The sequence below is a fragment of the Runella sp. SP2 genome (assembly GCF_003711225.1).
Lineage (GTDB): Bacteria > Bacteroidota > Bacteroidia > Cytophagales > Spirosomataceae > Runella.
In genome coordinates this window covers 4,511,377-4,533,134 of record NZ_CP031030.1, presented here as the reverse complement: position 1 = coordinate 4,533,134, position 21,758 = coordinate 4,511,377, and the positions used below count along the sequence as shown (strand labels likewise).

19 protein-coding genes are annotated in these 21,758 nt (G+C 45.2%); 12 read left to right on the top strand and 7 right to left on the bottom strand.

The features are described 5' to 3' along the window. Positions 1-8 precede the first annotated feature (8 nt). From DTQ70_RS18075 to DTQ70_RS18055, 5 genes are all read left to right on the top strand, one after another. Positions 9-863: a DUF4292 domain-containing protein gene (locus DTQ70_RS18075; RefSeq protein WP_122932107.1), complete on the top strand. Its 855-nt coding sequence runs from the start codon at positions 9-11 to the stop codon at positions 861-863. Between the two features lie 15 nt (positions 864-878). Further along, positions 879-2,270, top strand: coding sequence for a murein hydrolase activator EnvC (locus tag DTQ70_RS18070; RefSeq protein WP_122932106.1), 1,392 nt, complete (start codon positions 879-881; stop codon positions 2,268-2,270). Between the two features lie 32 nt (positions 2,271-2,302). Then, positions 2,303-3,127, top strand: coding sequence for a 3-methyl-2-oxobutanoate hydroxymethyltransferase (gene panB, locus DTQ70_RS18065; RefSeq protein ID WP_122932105.1), 825 nt, complete (start codon positions 2,303-2,305; stop codon positions 3,125-3,127). A 54-nt stretch (positions 3,128-3,181) separates the two neighbouring features. Beyond that, on the top strand, positions 3,182-3,910 hold the full coding sequence (locus DTQ70_RS18060; protein ID WP_122932104.1) for an RluA family pseudouridine synthase: 729 nt from the start codon (positions 3,182-3,184) through the stop codon (positions 3,908-3,910). A gap of 72 nt (positions 3,911-3,982) precedes the next feature. Beyond that, entirely contained in the window at positions 3,983-4,288 is a 306-nt protein-coding gene (locus DTQ70_RS18055) for a DUF6787 family protein (RefSeq protein ID WP_122932103.1), read from the top strand. Here the strand turns inward: DTQ70_RS18055 and DTQ70_RS30770 are convergent. Then, positions 4,283-4,459 (bottom strand): hypothetical protein, encoded by a 177-nt coding sequence (locus DTQ70_RS30770; RefSeq protein ID WP_164490095.1) that lies wholly within the window; start codon positions 4,457-4,459, stop codon positions 4,283-4,285. The genes DTQ70_RS18055 and DTQ70_RS30770 overlap by 6 nt on opposite strands. Before the next feature lie 292 nt (positions 4,460-4,751). Here DTQ70_RS30770 and mutL point away from each other — a divergent pair, with 292 nt between their 5' ends. The 4 genes from mutL to dxs all read left to right on the top strand — a co-directional run bounded on the left by mutL (position 4,752) and on the right by dxs (position 10,553). After that, on the top strand, positions 4,752-6,674 hold the full coding sequence (gene mutL / locus DTQ70_RS18050; RefSeq protein ID WP_122932102.1) for a DNA mismatch repair endonuclease MutL: 1,923 nt from the start codon (positions 4,752-4,754) through the stop codon (positions 6,672-6,674). Positions 6,675-6,686: 12 nt separating this feature from the next. After that, positions 6,687-7,466, top strand: coding sequence for a rhomboid family intramembrane serine protease (locus tag DTQ70_RS18045; RefSeq protein WP_122932101.1), 780 nt, complete (start codon positions 6,687-6,689; stop codon positions 7,464-7,466). A gap of 102 nt (positions 7,467-7,568) precedes the next feature. Beyond that, positions 7,569-8,486, top strand: coding sequence for a rhomboid family intramembrane serine protease (locus tag DTQ70_RS18040; RefSeq protein WP_122932100.1), 918 nt, complete (start codon positions 7,569-7,571; stop codon positions 8,484-8,486). 135 nt (positions 8,487-8,621) lie between these two features. Beyond that, on the top strand, positions 8,622-10,553 hold the full coding sequence (gene dxs, locus DTQ70_RS18035; protein WP_122932099.1) for a 1-deoxy-D-xylulose-5-phosphate synthase: 1,932 nt from the start codon (positions 8,622-8,624) through the stop codon (positions 10,551-10,553). A gap of 103 nt (positions 10,554-10,656) precedes the next feature. On the opposite strand, the gene DTQ70_RS18030 is transcribed toward dxs, so the two are convergent. From DTQ70_RS18030 to DTQ70_RS18020, 3 genes are all read right to left on the bottom strand, one after another. After that, positions 10,657-11,922 carry an acetylxylan esterase gene (locus tag DTQ70_RS18030; protein ID WP_122932098.1) on the bottom strand — a complete coding sequence of 422 codons (1,266 nt, stop codon included), beginning with the start codon at positions 11,920-11,922 and terminating at the stop codon, positions 10,657-10,659. A gap of 18 nt (positions 11,923-11,940) precedes the next feature. Further along, on the bottom strand, positions 11,941-12,672 hold the full coding sequence (locus DTQ70_RS18025; protein WP_122932097.1) for a glucosamine-6-phosphate deaminase: 732 nt from the start codon (positions 12,670-12,672) through the stop codon (positions 11,941-11,943). Positions 12,673-12,745: 73 nt separating this feature from the next. Next, entirely contained in the window at positions 12,746-14,128 is a 1,383-nt protein-coding gene (locus DTQ70_RS18020) for a Gfo/Idh/MocA family protein (RefSeq protein ID WP_122932096.1), read from the bottom strand. Positions 14,129-14,466: 338 nt separating this feature from the next. Between DTQ70_RS18020 and DTQ70_RS18015 the strand changes: the two genes are divergently transcribed. Then, positions 14,467-15,696 (top strand): dicarboxylate/amino acid:cation symporter, encoded by a 1,230-nt coding sequence (locus tag DTQ70_RS18015; protein ID WP_122932095.1) that lies wholly within the window; start codon positions 14,467-14,469, stop codon positions 15,694-15,696. A gap of 100 nt (positions 15,697-15,796) precedes the next feature. After that, entirely contained in the window at positions 15,797-16,252 is a 456-nt protein-coding gene (locus tag DTQ70_RS18010; protein ID WP_122932094.1) for a hypothetical protein, read from the top strand. A gap of 39 nt (positions 16,253-16,291) precedes the next feature. On the opposite strand, the gene DTQ70_RS18005 is transcribed toward DTQ70_RS18010, so the two are convergent. After that, a complete protein-coding gene (locus DTQ70_RS18005) occupies positions 16,292-16,939 on the bottom strand; it encodes a MarR family winged helix-turn-helix transcriptional regulator (protein ID WP_122932093.1) in 648 nt (215 codons plus the stop codon). A 136-nt stretch (positions 16,940-17,075) separates the two neighbouring features. Here DTQ70_RS18005 and DTQ70_RS18000 point away from each other — a divergent pair, with 136 nt between their 5' ends. Next, entirely contained in the window at positions 17,076-19,508 is a 2,433-nt protein-coding gene (locus DTQ70_RS18000) for a TonB-dependent receptor (RefSeq protein ID WP_229599964.1), read from the top strand. Between the two features lie 18 nt (positions 19,509-19,526). On the opposite strand, the gene DTQ70_RS17995 is transcribed toward DTQ70_RS18000, so the two are convergent. Continuing rightward, complete coding sequence (locus tag DTQ70_RS17995; RefSeq protein ID WP_122932091.1) at positions 19,527-20,201, bottom strand: carbonic anhydrase; 675 nt, start codon at positions 20,199-20,201, stop codon at positions 19,527-19,529. Continuing rightward, on the bottom strand, positions 20,167-21,744 hold the full coding sequence (locus DTQ70_RS17990) for a SulP family inorganic anion transporter (protein ID WP_122932090.1): 1,578 nt from the start codon (positions 21,742-21,744) through the stop codon (positions 20,167-20,169). Before DTQ70_RS17990 ends, DTQ70_RS17995 begins: the two co-directional genes overlap by 35 nt. Between the last annotated feature and the right edge of the window lie 14 nt (positions 21,745-21,758).

Below are 21,758 nucleotides of genomic sequence, written 5' to 3'. Positions count from 1 at the left end.
ACAAAGGAATGAAGCTCAATTGGTTGTTTTTTGTGGGAATTACGCTCTTTGCAGGCTTGTCGTCGTGCCATCGCCAACGACAAAAAAGCCAGCAAAGTATCCCCACCGATAGCATTGCTGTCGTAAAAGTAGATACCATCGTTCAACCTAAGAAGGATACCGCAATTGCCGTTAAGCCAGTCGTTGAACATGAAGATATTAAAATCAATATCGAAAATGTTGATTTTCGATATTTGAGTGCCAAATCGAAAATCTCGTTTAAGAGTAAAGATCAAGAAATTGACGACGCCAGTGTGACTATGCGAATGCGCAAAGACAGTTTGCTTTGGTTGCAAGTTTCTAAAGGTCCCATTGAAGTTGTACGGGGTATTATTACCAGAGATTCCATCAAAATTGTGGATCGTTACAACAAAAAAGTGTATTTGTATGACTTTGCAGGACTGAGTCAGCAGTTTAATTTTCAGCTAAGCTTTGACCTCATTCAGTCGATTTTGGTGGGGAATATGCCCATTCCGAAGAAACCAGGCCAACGCTTCAAAAAAGAAAAAGACTACTTTATGCTTCGCCAAGACGAAGGTAAAATTTCCCTCGAAAATTACATTGGTGAGCAAAATCGCCGCTTGAAAAAGCTGTTGGTGACTGAGCAGCCCACCAAAAACTCCCTTACGCTCGACTACGAAGATTTTACGCAGCTCAATAATTATTTATTTCCTTACACCAGCTTGATTGAGTTGGATTACGAGTCAAAAAAAGACCAACAACGCTACCAAACGGTGTTTCGGATTAAGCACCAAAAAGTTGAGTTGAGCGAAAAACCCTTGAGCTTTCCGTTCAGTATTCCCGCCAAATACGAACGAAACTAACACTAAAATCACTGTATGAATGCCATTTATAGAATACGTTTTACTTCTTTTTTGATTGTTGGGTTATTCGCAGCAAGTCTTCAGGGATTTGCCCAAAAAAGCCGCCAACAACTAGAGAAAGAAAAACGCGAAAACCTCGAACGCTTGCAAGAACTTCAGGGGGTGTTGAAAAAAACAACGGAGCAAAAACGTGCTAGTTTGGGGCAGCTCAAGGCCATCAAGCAGCAAATTAATGCCCAAAATCGCAAGGTGGAACTCATCAATGAAGACCTTAAATTGATGGACAATGAGTTGAGCGAGTTGCAAAAAGCAAAATTGGAGCTTGACAAAGACCTCTCAAAACTTCGCGAAGAGTATGCAAAGATGATTTATAACGCCGCCAAACGCAACAATAGCCTTAGTGAGCTTAGTTTCTTGTTTTCGGCACCTACTTTTAATCAGTTTTTGATTCGTTATAAATACTTAAAACAATACACTGACGAGCGAGAAAAGCAGGTCAAAGAAATGAAAAAAGTGCAAGCGTTGATGATTTCTAAATCAACGAGCATTTCTAACAAAAAGAAAGACCAAGAGAACGCCCTTCAATCGCGAATTGCGGAAGGCAAAAATTTGGAACAATTAAAAGGCGAGCAAGACAAAGTTGTAAAGGAATTGAGCGGTCGCGAAAAAGAAATTATCGCCGAAGTATCGGAAGTACGGAAAGCCAACAAACAACTTGAAAATGCCTTGACCCGCATCATTCAGCGAGAAATCGAAGAACGCCGTGAGCGCGCCCGTGTTGCTGCGCGCGAACGAGCCAACCGCGAAAAAGCCGAACGCGCTGAGCGCGAACGGGCTGAACGAGAAGCCGCCCGTAACAAACCTACCGAAAAACCCCGTGAAAACAACGAGGTAGCCAAAGCCGAACCAGAAAGCAAACCCGAGCCGAAAAAAGAAAGAGAAGTCGAAGAAGTGAATGAAAGCGGGATGAATGAGGCCGAAGTAAAGCTTGCATCCTCTTTTGCTGCCAACCGTGGTCGCCTACCTTGGCCCGTGCCAGGGTTTATTTCTGATGGTTTTGGGACCAAAGAAGTAATGAAAAATGTCAACCAAGAAAACCACGGAATCGACATTCAAACAAAAGCAGGTGAGGCCGTTAAATCCGTATTTGATGGAGTCGTTTTAGGAATTGAGAACCAATATTTGATGAAAAACGTGGTGCTCGTTCAACACGGCGACTTTTACACCGTTTATGCAAAGCTGAAAAGTGTCAACGTTCAACCTGGTCAACGTTTAAAAGCGCGTGACGTTATTGGGGTGGTCGCCACGGATGGTGAAGGAATTTCAGAAGTTAACTTTCAGATTTGGAAATTAAATAACAACAAAGCCAATCGCCTCAACCCCGAACCGTGGCTTCGTCCTCGTTAGTAGTACTCCCAAAAATCGTATAATAATTTGCTATGTCAACACAGTTATCTTCTGTCGAAGTAAAACGAATAACGACCCACATCATTCAGGAAATGAAGCACCGGGGCGAGAAAATATCGGCCCTTACTGCGTACGATTATTCGATGGCTCGCATCGTTGACGCCGCTGGTATTGACATTATTTTGGTGGGTGACTCAGCCTCCAATGTCATCGCAGGCCACGAAACGACCTTGCCGATTACCCTCGACCAAATGATTTACCACGCCCAAGCCGTAGTCAGGGCCGTAAAACGGGCTTTTGTAGTCGTCGATTTGCCTTTTGGCTCCTACCAAGGAAATTCCCGCGCCGCGCTTGACTCCGCCATTCGAATTATGAAAGAGTCGGGTGCCCATGCAGTCAAAGTCGAAGGTGGCATCGAAATCAAAGATTCTATTACGCGTATCCTCAGTGCGGGTGTGCCTGTGATGGGGCATTTGGGACTTACACCGCAGTCTATTTATAAATTTGGAACCTATACCGTGCGGGCCAAAGAAGAAGCCGAGGCCGAAAAGCTTTTGCAAGATGCCCAAATGCTTGATGAAATTGGGTGTTTTGGCATGGTATTGGAAAAAATTCCCGCGTCGCTGACTCAAAAAGTATCGCAAAGTGTAAGTATTCCCACCATCGGGATTGGAGCAGGGCCTCATGCCGACGGCCAAATCCTCGTTTTACACGATTTGTTGGGGATTACAAAGGAGTTTAAACCGCGCTTTTTGCGCCGTTACGCCGATTTGCACGGTATCATGACCGATGCCGTTCAGAACTACGTGAAGGACGTAAAATCCAACGATTTCCCTAACGAAAAGGAATCGTATTGAAACTATCCCCCGCTCGTATCCGTTACCGTTAATTAACACAAACGCTTTATCACAATGGCCAAGCCATTTCATGTCATATACGAAGACAACCACCTCATTGTTGTCAACAAAGCCCCAGGTATCCTTGTCCAAGGCGATGCCACAGGCGATGTACCTCTGTTGGAATTAGTGAAAGACTACATCAAGGAAAAGTATGAAAAACCTGGTGAAGTATTTTTGGGAACCGTTCATCGCCTCGACCGCCCCGTGAGTGGGTTAGTTGTTTTTGCGCGCACTTCCAAAGGGCTTGAGCGCATGAACGAAATTTTCCGCAAGCGCGAAGTTCAAAAAACCTATTGGGCAGTAGTTCGTCGTCGCCCTCCCAAAAGTCAAGATAAATTGACCAATTGGTTGGTGAAAGACGAAGCCAAGAATTTTGTTACAGCCCACGACATGCCCGTGCCCAACGCGCAAAAAGCCGAGCTTCATTACCGCGTTTTGGGCGAAATCAATAAGCACTTTTTGTTGGAAGTAACGCCCATCACGGGCCGACCGCACCAAATTAGGGTGCAATTGGCCGCAATTGGATGTCCGATTCGTGGGGATTTGAAATACGGCTATGCCCGCGCCAACAACGACGGTAGTATCAACCTACACGCCCGTCGGTTGTTTTTTGTTCATCCCGTCAAAAAGGAGTCAATTCTTTGCCGAGCCGCTCTGCCCAATGACCCTTTCTGGGAAGAGTTTTTATCGCTTGACCCAGAGGAAATTGGTATTGAGCACCTACCGTTTTTGTACGAGTAACCTCTCTGGGTATCTTTTCCCAAAAACCAAAAACAAGTCACAACCCTCCATCACCCAATACGTGGGCGTTCAATGAATTGGATAGAAAAATTAAAGAAACGGTGGAATGTTAAAAGTGGATGGCAAGTGTTGATCATCTTGCTTGTATTTGCATGTACTGGCTTTACGGTCATGTACACCAAGCGTTGGATGGTCAAATGGTTAGGAATTGAAGCAACATGGGCGGTTTGGTGCTTCAACATTTTTGTTATTCTGCCCCTATACCAAATTGTCTTATTGATATACGGTTGGGTGTTTGGTCAGTATCTATTTTTTTTACAATTCGAGAAGAAAATGTTCCAAAGAATTGGAAGCTTATTTTCTCAAAAAAAATCATAAATCGGAGGTTTCAACTTTGTCAGTGGTTGATACATCAGTCCACATTTGGTGGGCCATCTGTTCAACCGTATTGACGACTCCTTGGATAGCTCCAAACACAATGCACAGAGGCAAGATAACTGGCAGAAAAATAAGCCATTGAAAAACTAAGTGTAGGTTAGGCTTTTTCATTTCGAAGGGTTATTAATGTTTAACAACTGTTTAACGTAGAGGTCATTAGGCGTCTATTTAAGCCCTCTTACAAACAGCGTGCCAAACTTTTTTTACGGGGTGTTTTTTTGTTAAAGAATAGTAAGCTCACAGGTTATTATCTACGCAAAGTTCAAATATTTGTTTTTTTAATGATAAAAACCAATTTTTTTTCGATTTGTTTTTAGGATATATTTTTTTTCAACAAAATGACATCTGGTAAACGTTTTTGCTGTGTTATATTGTTATCTATTCTTGAAAGTCAACGCTCGATATGCAAGATATAATTCGCCTGCTTCCTGATGCCATCGCCAACCAAATTGCTGCGGGAGAAGTAGTTCAACGGCCTGCTTCTGTCGTAAAAGAATTGTTGGAAAATGCCATCGACGCACAGGCTAAAAATATACAAGTAATCATTCGTGATGCGGGCCGCACGCTCATTCAAATCATCGACGACGGTGTTGGTATGTCTGAAACCGACGCCCGCATGAGTTTTGAACGACACGCTACTTCTAAAATTCGTACTGCCGACGATTTATTCCGAATTCGGACGATGGGGTTTCGCGGAGAAGCGTTGGCGTCTATTGCGGCGGTGGCTCAAGTGGAAATGCGCACACGTCGTGCTGCCGACGAAGTAGGGGTGCTATTGCGTATCGAAGGGTCTGATTTAAAGTCTCAGGAGTCGGTGGCGTGTTTGCCAGGAACAAACATTCTGGTAAAAAACCTGTTTTTTAACGTACCAGCTCGCCGCAACTTCCTCAAAACCAACTCGGTAGAAATGCGTCATATCCTCGACGAGTTCCAGCGAGTTTCCCTCGCTCATCCCGAAGTAAGCTTGTCGCTCTACCACAACGATACTGAGATTTATAATTTGTATTCGGGTAAAATTAGCCGCCGTATCGTGGATATGTTCGGGAAAAACTACCGTGAGAATATCATTAATTGCCAAGAAGAAACCCCTTTTGTGACCGTAAAAGGTTACATTGGGAAACCCGAATTTGCCCGTAAAACGAGGGGGGAGCAGTTCTTTTTTGTCAACGACCGATATGTAAAACATAATTATTTGCACCACGCGGTGTTGTCGGCCTACGAAGGTACCATCAATGAAGGTAGTCATCCTTTTTATGTGCTTCACCTCGACCTTGACCCGTCGCACATTGACATCAACATTCACCCAACCAAAACCGAAATAAAATTTGACGATGAGCGGTCGGTTTATGCCCTGTTGATGGCCGCTGTCCGAAAAGCAATTAGTGTCAACCACCTTTCACATTCGATTGATTTTGACTCAAACGTCAATTTTTTGAGCCCGTTGCCGTCGCGTGCTACTCCCACCAAGCCGCTGTCTATGCCCTCTTCCCGAGAGAGTAGTCCAAGCTTAGGTAGTGATAACAGTGGTGGTTCTTTCGCTTCTTCTTACTCCCCGCCGAGCAAAACGCCGAGGGAAGAGTCAAACCTCGCCAATTGGGATAAATTGTTTGAAGGATTCCAGAAAACAGACCCCACGCCTGTGCAGGCCACGCTCGATTTGGGAGAAGAAGACGAATTTATCCCAACAGCGCCGTCTGCGTCAAGCCCAACGCTGGGCAGCCGCGCCAATGACGTCCAAATCAAAGAAGACGAAGAACTCCAAAATCGCCGTTTGGCCGTTCAAATCCAAAATCGTTACATTGTGTCATCGGTCAAATCGGGCATGATGCTCATCGACCAGCGAGCTGCTTACGAGCGAGTGCTTTATGACCGATACCTCAAGCAACTCGATTCCCCAACCGCCGTTTCGCAACAACTTCTGTTTCCAATTACGGTTCGTTTACCGTTGGCTGATGTGCCGCTTATCCTCGAAATGCGGGATGAGATTTTGGCTCTTGGGTTTGATTTTGACTCCTTAGGCCCCGATACGCTTGTGGTGAGAAGTATGCCAACTGATTTTCCTGCCGAAGATGCGCAAAAGGTTTTTGAAGAACTGACCGAACAACTCCGTCAAAGCTATGCCGACCTTCAACTCAACCGTGCCGAAACAACTGCCCGAAGTTTGGCCAAACGTTTTGCATCGCGGCATTTGGTTCGACTTTCTTCTGATGAAATGGAACGACTTATCAACCAACTTTTTGTCTCGTCTAATCCCAATTACACTCCAACTGGCGAACCAATTTTCTCCATCTTGGCCTTAGACAAAATAGCTAATTTATTAAAATAAGCCCAGAAAGCCATGTTTAACATCACCCCTACCGTTAGAAATTTACTTATTCTAAACGTACTCATTTATTTCTTACAAAGTCTTAATCCCCTCATTGAGAATTTGTTTGCGCTTTACCCAGTCACTGGGCCTAGTTTTAAGCCGCACCAATTTGTCACGTACATGTTTTTGCACGGAAACGTAGGGCACTTGTTTAGCAACATGCTTGGATTGTTTTTCTTTGGCCCGCTGCTCGAACAACACGTTCTTGGCCCCAAACGCTTTGTGATGTTTTACTTTATTACGGGCATCGGCGCAGGTTTTCTTTACTCAGCGATTAATTTTTATGAGATGTATGAGTTAAAACAAGCGGTGGATTTGTACAGCCAATATCCTTCTCCCGAAGCATTCTTGGATTTTTTGACTCGTTTTGCACCCAATGTAAAACACTCAGCCCTTGATTTTCTCAATAGTTTTGAAGATCAGCCTAAGAATATTTCGTACATCAACGACAGTATTGCTTTTGTAAAAAGTACCATTGACAACCGAGTCAACATCCCAATGCTAGGGGCGTCAGGGGCTATTTTTGGTATTATTGCTGCCTTTGGATTAATTTTTCCAAACATGGAAATGATGCTGTTGTTTTTCCCAATTCCGATTAAAGCCAAATATTTTGTTACTTTTTACGCCCTATATGAACTTTATGCGGGAATTAATATCCAAGATTCGGGTGTTGCCCACTTTGCCCACCTCGGAGGCATGATTTTTGCGTATATACTATTGAAAATCTGGAAAATTAGACGAATGTATTAATTTGGCTTTTTGTATCTTTTTCTCTAATTTTCAGTCACAAACCAAAACTAGTTTGTCAATAAACGGGTTATTCCATAAAACCTATTTGAACTGAAAAGAGCGATGAGCAGCATTTTTGATGATGTAAGAGGCGAATTTTCAAAGACGAACAACGCGGTCATTAAACTTATTTTGACCAATGTCATCGTCTTTGTGGCGATTATCATTTTGTACATCGTTTTCACGATTGCTCAGTATCCCCATTACTACCAATGGGTAATGGATCAGCTTAGTTTACCCGCGAGCTTCGGTGCTTTTTTATACAAGCCTTGGACGCTTTTGACCAATTTTTTTGTTCATCAAGGCCCTTTTCATGTGTTCTTTAACATGCTCTCACTCTACTGGTTTGGGCAAGTATTGGAAGAATATCTTGGCAGCCGACGTTTGATAGCGATTTTTTTACTGGGTGGTTTGGCTGGAGGTGTGCTGTTTTTGACCATGTACAACCTAGTGCCTTATTTCCAACCTGAACTTGCCAATACCAGTTTAATTGGGGCTTCGGGTGCGGTATTTGCGGTGATTTTGGGGGCAGCTACGTTACTGCCCGAACACACCTTTTTTGTATTTCTCATTGGCCCTGTTCGTCTCAAATACATTGCAGCACTGTGTATTATCATCACGATGGCGCAGTTGGTAGGCCCCAATGCAGGTGGGAATTTGGCCCACTTAGCGGGAGCAATGGTTGGGTTTGGGTTCATTAAATCCCTCCAAAATGGGTACGATTGGGGAAAACCTATCTACAGTATTGGTGAATTTTTTCAGAAAATTTTCACTGCAAAACCACGCATTCAGGTGCCTCAGCGAGCGCGTGCCGCTACCTCCACTGCTGCTCGTCATTTTAGTCAAAAAAGTGAAAATACTTCGATAATAATCCCTAATCAGGACGAAATTGACGCGATTTTGGACAAAATCTCAAAATCTGGCTACGAAAGCCTTACCCGAGAAGAGAAGCAAAAACTTTACAAAGCAAGCCAGCAATAAGTCATCATCTCTGTCGCTTTACCGCCAATGCGCCGCACAAAGTGTGGGTAGCGATTGGCATTTTTCATAACTTTGCAAAACACTTTTATCAGCAAGCAAGTTATATTTCTACGTTTAGTTTCAAGCCGTTAAACGATGCTCATAACTCCCGGTAAATTACTTTCACAAATCAACACGCCTGATGATTTGCGAAAATTTGACTCAGCAGACCTTCCCCAAGTTTCTCAAGAACTTCGGCAGTACATCATTGATTTAGTCTCGGTGTATGGAGGACATTTTGGCGCGAGTCTGGGTGTAGTAGAACTTACTGTTGCACTGCACTATGTGTTTAATACGCCTACCGACCAACTCATTTGGGATGTGGGTCATCAAGCCTATGGCCACAAAATCCTGACAGGGCGCCGCGAAGTATTCCATACTAACCGACTTTACGGTGGGATTTCTGGATTCCCTAAACGCAAAGAAAGCCCTTACGACGCCTTTGGAGTTGGTCACTCTTCAACGTCTATCTCAGGAGCCTTAGGGATGGCTGTAGGAGCGCAATTGAAGGGTATCAAAGACCAACATTCGATTGCCGTAATCGGTGATGGCGCCATGACGGGCGGTATGGCGTTTGAAGCAATGAACCATGCGGGGGCGTTGGCAGATACAAATTTGCTTATCATTTTGAATGATAATTGCATGAGTATAGACCCCAACGTTGGAGCATTAAAAGAATATTTGACCGACATTACCACTTCTCATACGTACAACCGCGTCAAAGAAGAAGTTTGGAATTTGTTGGGTAAAATGAGTCAATTTGGCAAAAGTGCTCGTGAGATTGTTTCACGGGTAGAAGATGGACTTAAAGCCACTTTGTTACGCCAAAGTAACTTGTTCGAGTCGCTCAATTTGCGTTACTTCGGGCCCATCGACGGGCATGACGTTGACCATCTCGTACACGTACTGAATGACCTTAAAAACATCCCAGGACCTAAACTGTTGCACTGCGTCACGGTCAAAGGAAAAGGATTCGCTCCTGCCGAAAAAGACCAAACAAAATGGCACGCTCCTGGTAAATTTGATAAAATAACGGGTGAGATTTTCAAAAAAATCCCCGATACACCCCAGCCACCTAAATACCAAGATGTGTTTGGACATACCTTGGTGGAATTGGCCGAACAAAACCCCAAAGTCGTAGGTGTAACCCCTGCTATGCCTTCGGGTTCGTCGATGAACTTACTGATGAAAGCCATGCCAGAGCGCGCCTTCGACGTAGGCATTGCTGAACAACACGCCGTCACGTTCTCGGCAGGGATGGCTACCCAAGGCTCGGTCGTGTTCTGTAACATTTATAGTACGTTTATGCAGCGTGCTTATGACCAAGTGGTGCATGACGTGTGTATTCAGGAACTTCCTGTAGTGTTCTGCCTCGACCGCGCAGGTTTTGCGGGTGCCGATGGACCTACGCACCACGGTGCATATGACATTGCTTACATGCGTTGTATTCCCAACATGATTGTGGCTTCGCCAATGAATGAGCAGGAGCTTCGCAACATGATGTACACGGCACAGCTCGACGAAAATCAACGCGGAAAACAAGCTTTTACGATTCGATACCCACGTGGCGAAGGCATGATGCCGCAGTGGCGCACTCCGTTTGAAAAGTTGGAAATTGGTAAAGGAAGAAAAGTGAAAGACGGGGAAGATGTGGCGATTCTGACCATTGGCCACATTGGAAATTACGCCGTTAAAAGTTGCCAATTGCTCGAAAATGCAGGTATCAGTGCAGCTCACTACGATTTGCGCTTTGTAAAACCGCTGGACGAACAACTATTGCATGAGGTGTTCCAGAAATTTGACAAAGTGATTACTGTGGAAGATGGTTGCTTGCAAGGAGGTATGGGAAGTGCTGTGTTGGAATTTATGGCTGACCACGGCTACACAGCCAAACTCAAGCGTTTGGGCATTCCTGACCGAATTGTAGAACACGGCGAACAAATTGAACTTCATCGCGAGTGTGGTTTTGACCCCGAAGGAATTGCCAAAACGGCCCGCGAAATGGTAACTACTGCTGTTTATTACTAAGTCAGACGATAGTCAGACTTAATAATCATGGTAAACAGGCTCAAAAGCCGTCAGACGATAGTCAGACGGCTTTTTTATAACCTCTCAGACGACAGTCTGACCCCTACTTTAGCCACTTATCGAACCACGCAAAAGCTTCGGCTTGCATCTTTTTATCAAACTTGTGTGGGCCAGGGTGAAACGAGCACTTGTATCGCTCCGAAGCCCCTGCTTTGGCATAGACGTCACCCAACATCTTATCTGCCCGTTTCATTTCAGGAAGCGTATATAAATCATCATAAATGTCATTGAGCACCATTGTCGGAAGAGGAGCTCGCAATCCAAAGATTTCTGGAAAATCTAGCTCGTTGGGCAAAATAGGCACGTAGGTCATCCACGTATGCGTGTATGATTTGTGTAAAATGAGGTCTTTCCAAGTAGTCATAAAACCAACGCACACGGCACATTTGATACGTTCTTCCAGTCCACCCATAAACACCGTACGCATACCACCACCCGATAATCCCGCACAGCCCACCCGCGTAGTGTCCACATCCTGACGGGCACAAAGAACATCCAATGCCTTTTTATCCTCCGCAAAAAACACCCCCGCCCACGTAGTACCCGCGCTCATCAACGATTTGGACATTACGTGTTCGTGCTCGCCAGCCCACTCGTTGTACTTGTGAATATTCTCCGAATTTTCGGGGTTGTTGTCGTTCAAGCCATGACGAAGATGCGCAGGAACGTCCTGCATCCATACGCGTCGGCTAGCAAATGGAAACGCATCCGACACTAGCACCACGTAACCGCGCTTGGCGATTTCGTTGGCCCACGCCATTCCTTCGTAGTATTCCTGCTGATGTTCCTTCATCAACGCATGCTGTTGGTCTGACGTCTTAGTAATTTTTCGAGTCCCAAAATACTTATTCCCACCGTGGTCGTGGAAAGCCAAAATGGCAGGCAACGGGCCTTTTGCATTCGCTGGTTTTAACAAAATACCTTCCGTGGGTCGTCCGTAGGGAAGCTGCCACGTAAGTTCCTCGATATGAAGCCCGTCGTACTCGTATTGTTTTTTAAGCGTCACTTGAGGCATTCCCCCAATATCAGGAATTCCCAAACGCTCAATCAAGCGCTGCTTGGCCATCTCACGCCACTGAGCAAGATTCGTCCACTCGTTGCGGCGAAAAGAAAGCGATGGAAGTTTGCTATCAATGAGCGATACTGCCCAAGGCCCGTACAGTCCAATGAGGTTCTCCGTGGTTTCGTTGGGGTTCATGAGGGGTAAAGGGGAAAAAATATCGTTTACAAACGGATTGAGGACATCCAACCCTACCATTCCAATACTCGCTATACTGCTCTTTTTTAGAAACTTACGACGGTTTGGCATAGGGGTTAATAATTTGTTTTAAGATAAATACTTACTTGATGCTTTGTCCAAATACATGCCGCAATTAGGGTGGTTTTGCAAAATGCTGGCGGGGAAAAGGGGGCTAATTTCGCCCGTTAAGCAGTTTTTTACCGCTTCGGCTTTACGCTCATCGGGCACCGAACAAATGAGGGCTGCCGATTTCATAATTTGCCGAATCGACATGCTAATCGCTTGTTGGGGTACGTCATCTAACGTGGCAAACCAGCCTTCTCCTAACTGTTGGCGACGGCAGGCTTCGTCGAGATTCACGACGATGTAAGGGCTTTCCGTTTCAAAATCAGCAGGCGGGTCGTTGAAAGCCAAGTGACCGTTTTCACCGATTCCCACCAGCGCTACGTCAATTGGATGTTGTAAAATAAGTTTTCCCAATCGTTCACATTCGGTTTCGGGTTGCGTTTCGCCGTTGATAAGAAAACTTTCTTTCATTACTACTCTTGACAACACTCTTTCTTTCAAATACTTACGAAAACTAGCAGGATGTGATTCTGGTAAAGCAATGTATTCGTCCAAATGAAACATTGTCACCTTCGTCCAATCAATGTCTGGTTCGTTAAGCAATTGGTTTAACGTTTCAAATTGGCTGGTACCTGTCGCTAAAATCACGTTTGCTTCACCTCGTTCGGCGAGGGCTTTACGAATGTAGTCAGCAGCGGCGGCGCCTGCTACTTGGCCAAGGGCTTTGGGGTTTTCGGAAATATGAATAAGCATCGGGTTTTATCTCTATTTGGGTTTGTTAGACATTCCAAGTTTTGCCTTTGCAGCAATCAAACTCGGAATGTCTTTATTTAGGTTTGACGGAGGTATTTCCTCCTTGGGCTAGGGAAATATCAACGGGGCGGTTGTTTTTCCACGCCCCCGCCGTAAAATCAGGAATATCAATGGAATTGGAGCGGTTAGCCACCGATTTTTCACTCAACGGCCCAATCACACTCCACGAAGCCGCATCATAGACGTCTTGGTCGAGCGGGAGACCATTGCGAAGGCAATCAATCAAACGCCAATCCATCAAGAAATCCATACCCCCGTGGCCGCCCACTTGCTTGGCTAATTCGCCAATTTTTTTGACAAGCGCGGGCTGGTATTTTTCTTCTAATGCCTTCATTTCGGCCTCCGACACCCAATCGTGTCCCGTAGAAATTTTTCCAGGAAGCGGATATTTGAGAGCCGTCGCCTTGGTACCGCTTACCAGATGTATGCGAGAGTAGGGCCGTGGCGAACTTACGTCGTGCTGCAACATAATGGTTTTGCCTTTGTGAGTCCGAATCGTCGTAGTGCTCATGTTCCCACGAAAGGTTTTCTTAGCCAACGGCTGGAAAGTCGCATCGGTTTTGGCCAATTCTTTCACCTTGGCTTCCAACATAAAATCGTTGCTCGACATCGACACCAAATACTCCATTTTATCGCCGCGATTGATGTCCAGCACTTGGCAAATAGGTCCCAAACCGTGGGTCGGGTACAAATTCCCGTTTCGGGTATTTTCCTTTAAGCGCCACATATCGTAGCGTTTGCCTTTGTCAAAAAAAGAGTCAAAAATATCGTGAATATACGCCCCTTCGACGTGCACTACTTCCCCAAAAAAGCCTTGGCGCGCCATGTTGAGCGTGAGCAATTCAAAAAAATCGTAGCAACAGTTTTCGAGCATCATGCAATGTTTCCGCGTCTGTTCGGACGTTTCGACCAGCTTCCAACAGTCATCGACGGTCGTTGCGGCGGGGATTTCCACCGCTACGTGCTTGCCTTGTTCCATGGCATACAGCGCCATCTGAGCATGAAGATTCCACGGGGTACAAATGTAAATAAGGTCGAGATCGGGGCGTTCGCAGAGTTTTTTCCAGTCATCGGCCTTCCCTGCATAGACTTGAGGGACGTGGGACGTTCCTTGGAGTTTTTTCTTGGCCAAATCGGTACGCTCCGTCCGAATATCGCACAGGGCTTTGATTTCTACGTTGTCAATGTAAACGATTCGGTCGAGTGCACCCAAGCCACGGTTCCCCAATCCAATGTAGCCAATTCGTACGGTATCGATTTTCGGAGCGCCGTATCCGCACATATTGAAGGTTTGGGTGGAGATAGCAACGTGACTCTCTTGGGCTACCACCGAAGCAGGTAAGCTACTTCCAGCAACACCTGCCCCTACTAATTTAATAAAGTCTCTTTTTTTCATAGAAGGCCCTGGTTATATGCAATATACTAAGACATCTAATTTACCTGAAAAACAAAGAAAAGGCTATTAATACCCATTTTCTTTCCATAAATCTTTGCTTGGAGGCCTATCCTCTGTCGCAACCGAAGTACAGTTTTTGTACTGACAGCGTTCGTTTCTATCGTTTTTTTCCTAATTTGTGCCACAAACAGGCTTCTTTTGCCCTAAACCTGAAATCCTTATGTTTCCTATTTCTAAAATACTACCTCCGTAGTAGCCGCTTCAAGCGTTTTACTCTCTTTGAAAATCTCTAAATCATCATATCCGCAAAACCTAACTTTCATCAAAACCAACACTTCATGAAACTAAACATTACTACCAAAATCGTCATTGGCTTTATTCTGGGGGTCGTTATCGGGCAAATTTTGCACAGCACGATGGACGCCGAGCAGGCTGCCGAAATATCAAAAAAATTCCAGATTCTGAGCAAAGTTTTCCTCAAACTGATCAAAATGATCGTGGGGCCGCTGGTGTTTTGTACACTTGCAGTGGGGGTAGCCAAACTCGGCGATTTTAAAGTCGTGGGTCGTATTGGTATCAAAACCCTATTATATTTTTATTTCGCCACCATCTTATCCCTGCTTGTAGGTCTATTGGTCGTGAATGTAACTCGGCCTGGCGAAGTGCAACAGTGGCCTCGTCCTGCCGCGGGTACCGACACGGGTGTGACGGGCAAGTCGATGAAAACCGTCGAAGATTTTATTTTGCACATCTTCCCTGATAGCTTTTTTAAAGCCCTTTCCGAAAACGAAATCCTCCAAATTGTGGTCTTTTCGTTGTTTTTTGGGATTGCTTTGGGCGCTGTAGGAGAGCACGGCAAAAAACTCATCAAAGCCATTGAAAGCCTTTCGGAGGTAGTATTTAAAATTGTTGGGTACGTGATGGAATTAGCTCCTTTTGCCGTCTTAGGGGCAATGACAGGCGTAGTGGCCATGAAAGGACTCGGCATTTTGATTTCGTATGCCTACCTAATGGTGTGTTTCTTCGGTGGTCTGCTTTTCTTTATTTTCGGGGTTTTGTGGGCAATTTGCCTTGTCATGAAAATCCCGTACCTCAAACTGTTGGCGCACGTCAAAGATTCGATGATTCTGACTTTCAGTACGGCAAGTTCAGAGGCTTCTTTGCCGCAACAAATTACTGCTTTGGAAAAATTTGGTTGTAGTCAGCGTATCATTGGATTTGTGCTGCCGTTGGGTTATTCTTTCAACCTTGATGGCTCGATGATGTATATGACTTTTGCAACGGGTTTTATTGCCCAAGCTTACGGCATTCCGCTCACCATTCAGCAACAAATCGCCATGCTGCTTACCCTGATGATTACTTCCAAAGGAATTGCGGGTGTACCACGTGCCTCGTTGGTGGTGATTGCAGGAACGTTGGCACAATTTAACCTACCCGTCGAAGGGCTGGCATTGCTACTCGGTATTGACCCCTTCTTAGACATGGGGCGTTCGGCCACTTCGGTAGCTGGAAATGCCGTGGCAACGGCAGTTATTTCAAAACTTGAAGGAGAATATACCGAAAGCTAATAAAAACACTCATAACTCCTTGACTATTTGATTGAAAAGGGTTAGGTTCGATAAATTTTTCCCTCTACCTACAATCGATCACCTTATCCTTTTCAATCACATGGCACAACCACTTCCCCTCGAAAACGAAATCGCAGGCGTATTTGCTAAATTCCCCCAACTGCCTGACAACGTAAAAGAAATTCTGGTTAAAATCTCCCCGTACCTCTGTATCATTGCTGTCATTTTCGGTGCCTTAGGGTTACTGGCAGTTTTAGGTATTGGAGCTGGTGCAACAGCCATCGGTTTAGCTTCCTTTGGTAATATGGGAGTTTATTGGATTTCGATGGCCATTTTAGCGGTTATGGTAGTTGTGGAAGGGCTTGCCGTTTCGCCACTGATGAAGCGCCAAAAGAAAGGCTGGGATTATATGTACTATCTTTTCTTGTTGAGCCTAGTTAGCGGTATTGTTAATCTGGCAGGCATTGGAGGATTGTTTAGCAACCTGATTAGCCTTGCGTTGTCGTTTCTAATCGGAGGCTGGTTGTTATTTCAAGTTCGAGAAAAATACGCTTAAAAGTATTTATGAAGCCATAGCTCACTACTATGGCTTTATTTATTTTGCCCCTTCAACGATTTTCAATAACCCATCCAAACCCGTTTCGCGTTCATTGAGAAACAGCGGTTTATGGAAAAAGTGCAGTTTTTGAAGTAAGTGCAACAACTGCATTTTTTCGATTTCATTGAGCGTTCCTGCAATAATCAAACTCGCTTTTCGCATTTCTTCAAACGTTCCAAAAAGTACCCCCATTCCTTTGGCCGTAATCAACAACCGTTTGCTTCGGCGGTCTTTTGGGTCGTCGGTTTGTTCGACGAGGCCATTATTCAATAACCGCTTGATGACTTCCATCCCCGTGGTTTTTTCGTGAATGTTCATGTCAATAATCTCCGTTTTGGTGCAGCCGCCTGTCTGCCAAATACCCGCCAGATACGAAAAATCGTCAATCGTAATCAGGTGAGCAGAGTCCAGCGCTTTTTTGATATACCCTTTGGCATAGCGATACAAAAACGCCACCAACTGCGACAACAGTACCTCTACCGTTTCCCCATTTTCAAATTTTAATTCGGGGTCTGATGATTTGGCAAAAACTTGTTGATTGAGGTACGCCACAAACCCCTCCATGTCCTTCCGTTGCAGCGGTGAACGCTGCGCTTCGTAGTTGGCTAAGTGCCCAATCAGCTCTTGTAATAGTGCGTAGTTCATTTTTTAGTAGTAAAAACATTCTAAAATTTGAAAAATATTTTGTTTTCGTACAAACAATAATTCATTTGGAATGTTATCGTAGTAATTAACACAAATCAAATCATAAATGTTTTTTACTGCTCATTTTAAAATTCGCATGAAAACACACCTATTCGCTCTACTACTCATCGTTAGTGTCACTAATGCGTTTGCCCAAAGCACAGGAACCATTTTGGGGGCTGTCCGCGACAAACGCACCCAAGAAACGCTTATCGGGGTGACGGTACAAATTGATGGTACCACCCAAGGCACTACCACCGACGTGGACGGAAAGTTTAAACTTACCCTCCCCGTAGGAAGCTACAACCTCAAAGCGTCTTTTGTAGGCTACAAAACCGCCACCAAATTCAACGTAGTACTTACGTCGGGTAATGCCCAACAAATTACGTTTGACCTCGAAGAAGAAGCCGTCCAGTTGACCGAAGCCAAAGTTGTCTATAACCGTTCTATCTCGGTCGCTTCGGTCGAAACCCCCAATTCCATCCAAAAACTCACCACTGAAGAAATCAAAAACAACCCAGGCGGTAACTTTGACATTTCGCGTGTGATTCAGGTACTGCCAGGTGTAGGCGGAACGGCAGGCTCGGTGGGAGGTTTTCGTAATGACCTCATCATCCGTGGCGGTGGCCCCAACGAAAACGTTTTTTACCTAGATGGCATCGAAATTCCCGTCATCAACCACTTTGCGACGCAGGGGAGTTCGGGAGGTCCTACGGGGATTCTCAACGTATCGTTTATTGAAGACGCCACGTTAAGTTCGAGTAGCTTCAATGCCCGTTACGACAATGCACTGTCGTCAGTATTGCAATTCCGTCAGCGCGAAGGAAACCCCGAACGCCTCCAAGGCAACTTTCGAGTCAGCTCCACCGAAGTAGCAGGCACATTTGAAGGGCCGCTTTCGCCCAAAACCACTTTTTTGGCATCGGTACGTCGTTCGTATTTGCAATTTTTATTCAAAGCCATTGACCTCCCTATTCGTCCCAATTACTGGGATTTTCAATACAAAGTCACGCACAAACTCAACAAAAAGACTACATTAACAGCCATTGGAGTGGGGGCCATCGACGAATTTTCGTTTGCGGTTCCCAAAGAATCTTCCCCTGAAAAAGAGTATGTACTTCGTTCTAATCCCACCATCAATCAGTGGAATTATACGACTGGATTTTCGCTCAAACGATTGCTGGAAAACGGCTACCTCAACGTTTCACTTAGCCGAAATATGTTCAACAACCGCCTTGACCGCTTTGAAGACAATCGTCAAGGTGACGAAAATTACCGCGCGCTCAAAAGTGTATCTCAAGAAATTGAGAACAAACTCCGCCTCGATGTGAATAAGTTTGTGGGTAAGTGGGAATATAGTTACGGTGCTATGCTTCAATACGTTAAGTACAACAACGACTTCTTTAACGTACTGCGCCGTGAAGTCAAAAATACCCAAGGACAGGTGGTTCAACCTGCCGTAAACATCGCATTCAACACGGCCATTGATTTCTTCAAGTTCGGGGCTTTTGCCCAAGTAAACCGCAAGTTGGTGGACGACCGCTTGAATATTTCGGCGGGCTTGCGTACCGACATGAATTCATTCACCTCCGATGGTAACAATCCGATTGAGACCCTTAGTCCGCGTCTATCGGCGAGTTACCAATTGAGCGACAAATGGCGTTTAAACGCGTCAGTGGGTCGGTATTTCAAAACCCCGATTTATACGGTTTTGGGGTATAAGCAAGACGGAAACTTTGTCAATAAATCAAGCAAATACATCCGTTCCGACCATTTTGTGGCAGGCTTAGAGTTTATCCCAACACCTACTACGCGCATTACGCTCGAAGGTTTTGTGAAGCAATACGACAACTACCCTGTTTCGCTACGAGATGGTATTTCGCTGGCCAACCAAGGCGGTAATTTCGGCGCCATTGGCAACGAGACAGTTATCAGCACGGGCAAAGGGCGTAGCCGTGGGCTTGAGTTTTTCGTCCAACAAAAGTTGACCAAAAACTTCTTTGGGGTCTTGAGCTATACGCTTTTCCGTTCTGAATTTTCGGGAAAAGACGGCAAGTACGTGGCCTCAGCTTGGGATACGCGTAACCTAGTTTCGACGCAATTGGGGTATAAGTTCAAACGCGGCTGGGAGTTGGGCCTTAAATGGCTCTACCAAGGTGGTGCGCCTTATACGCCCTTTGATTTGGTCGCTTCGCAACGCAATTACCTCACCACGGGCGTAGGCACCGAAGATTATGCTCGACTCAATAGCCTGCGGTTGAGGTCATTTAGCCGCGTGGATTTCCGCATTGACAAAAAATGGAATTACAAGAAGACATCTATCGACTTGTTTTTTGACTTACAAAACGCATTGCTCACTACAAATCCTGCTTTACCCCAATACACCTTTGAGCGGTTAGCTGATAATTCTGGATTTAGAACTACGGATGGGCTAGCGTTACGAAGCGACGGCAGTAATGGAGTACCACTCATTTTGGCCAACGAAGACGCCAACTTCACACCTGCATTGGGTTTTGTGATTGAGTTTTAATCAACTGTCTATCATTGCCTAATGCTCATACTCGGTCGAAATTTCGTCATGTTTTTTATCGTTTTCAAAATCGTAGCGATAAATGGGCGAAATTTCGGCTCCAGGCAAAATCTCTACCGTTGGGTTGATAAGCCCCGTGTGTAGGTCAAATACCCATCCGTGGAGTTGGGGATAGTTCCTTTGGTGCCAAGACCGTTGCACAATAGTTGTTTTAGCTAAATTATTGACCTGCTCAACCACATTTAGCTCCACCAGTCGGTCAAAACGTTTTTGTTCTTCCGCAATGCCATTGAGTTCAGTCTCGTGTTTTTCATACACATCTTTGATGTTGCGCAACCACTTGTTAATCAGTCCGTAGTCTTTGTTAGTCATTGAGGCTTTTACACCGCCACAGCCGTAGTGTCCTACCACTAAAATATGTTTTACTTTGAGTACTTCCACGGCATACTGCAACACGCTGAGCATGTTAATGTCGGTATGAAGTACTAAATTGGCCACGTTTCGGTGAACAAACAATTCGCCAGGGGCAGTGCCTGTCACTTCGTTGGCGGGCACGCGGCTGTCGGCACAGCCAATCCACAAAAACTCAGGCTTTTGATCAGCGGCTAACTCCTCAAAATAGTGTTCGTCGAGCATGAGCTTTTCAGCCGCCCACGCTTTATTTGCTAATAAGAGTTTTTTGTATGCTTGCATCGAGTTTTCGTTTTGTTATTTTCCGACGTGTAATTCCTTTAAAGTCCACCTGAATACCGCGCAGGGGGGCATCTTTTCGGAATTCTTTTAGGGTAGTATAAATGTCATGGTCAATAAAGTGAGCTCTTGCTCCGTCAATAAATACCGTGTCTCCTGCTTGCAGCGAAGCCAATTCTTCCTTTAACCTGGCTTTATTGAGAAACGAAATGTCTTTTCTAAACCAAATCAGAACGGTTTCTTTGTCGCGTACTATGGTCATGGCCGACTGATTGTTGGTATAGATTACATACGCGATTCCGACAATCCATCCTAAGGCTATTCCTATCAACAAATCGGTCAAAATAATCCCTAGTATCGTCACAATAAACGGGACAAATTGATCTTGTCCTTCGAGGTACATTTTGCGAAAAATGTCAATTCGGGCCAATTTGTACCCGACTAATATAAGCAATGCTGCCAGACTAGCAAGGGGAATGTGGTTGAGGGTTTCGGGAAAAACCACCATTGCCAACAGCAACAAAACGCCCTGAATAAACGCCGAAAGGCGCGTTTGGCTGTCGCTATATACGTTCAATGAAGTACGAACCACCACGACTGTCATTGGCAGACCACCAAGAAAACCTGAAAGAAGATTGCCAATTCCTTGGGCTTTGAGCTCTTGGTTGGGCGATGAAATCCGTCGTTGCTTGTCTAGCTTGTCGGCGGCTTCTAGTCCAAACAAAGACTCGACGCTTGCAATGATCGCCAAAGTAAAAGCGGTAAAGTAAACAGCAGGCTTGGTCAATGCATCGAGGGATGGAAAATGAAGCGCCGATTTGAGGTCAGATAACGTACGAAAACTGGGCATTCGTACCATGTGGTCGTTAGATTCTCCCAAGTAAAAAGCAGGAGCAAACCACCGAAATACTTGATTAATAACGACACCTATTACAACCACGACCAAGGCCGTTGGAACGGTTTTGAAAAATTTGATACCCTGTTCAGCTTTTTTATCCCACCAAAGTATCAGAAGCAAACATACAGCGCTGATGATACCTGCGCCCCAAGTTGGATGTAACACCGCTTGGATAATTTCGCTAAAGGTATTTCGCTGGTCGTTTTGGAAAAATTCAAATTCGCCTTCGTAGTCGGCATCCCAGCCAAGGGCATGGGGGATTTGTTTGAGAACGATGACAATGCCGATGGCAACGAGCATTCCGCTGATGACACTCGACGGCACAAAACCGCTCAGGCGACCCGCCTTGAACCAGCCCAGTAGCCATTGGAGGAGACCCGCCAAGACAACCGCCGTCAGAAAATGGGAGTAGTCACCTAACCCGTGGATGGCATCAAACACAATGACAACTAGCCCAGCGGCGGGGCCACTAATGGCGATTTCAGAACCAGAAAGCAACGCTACCACCAATCCGCCGATTACCCCCGAAACTAAGCCAGAAAAAAGCGGCGCTCCCGATGCCAAGGCAATGCCTAAACACAGCGGGAGCGCCACTAAAAATACCGAAAAACCTGCTGAAAAATCTTTGTTGAGGTACTTAAAGGTCATTACGGTTCGATTTT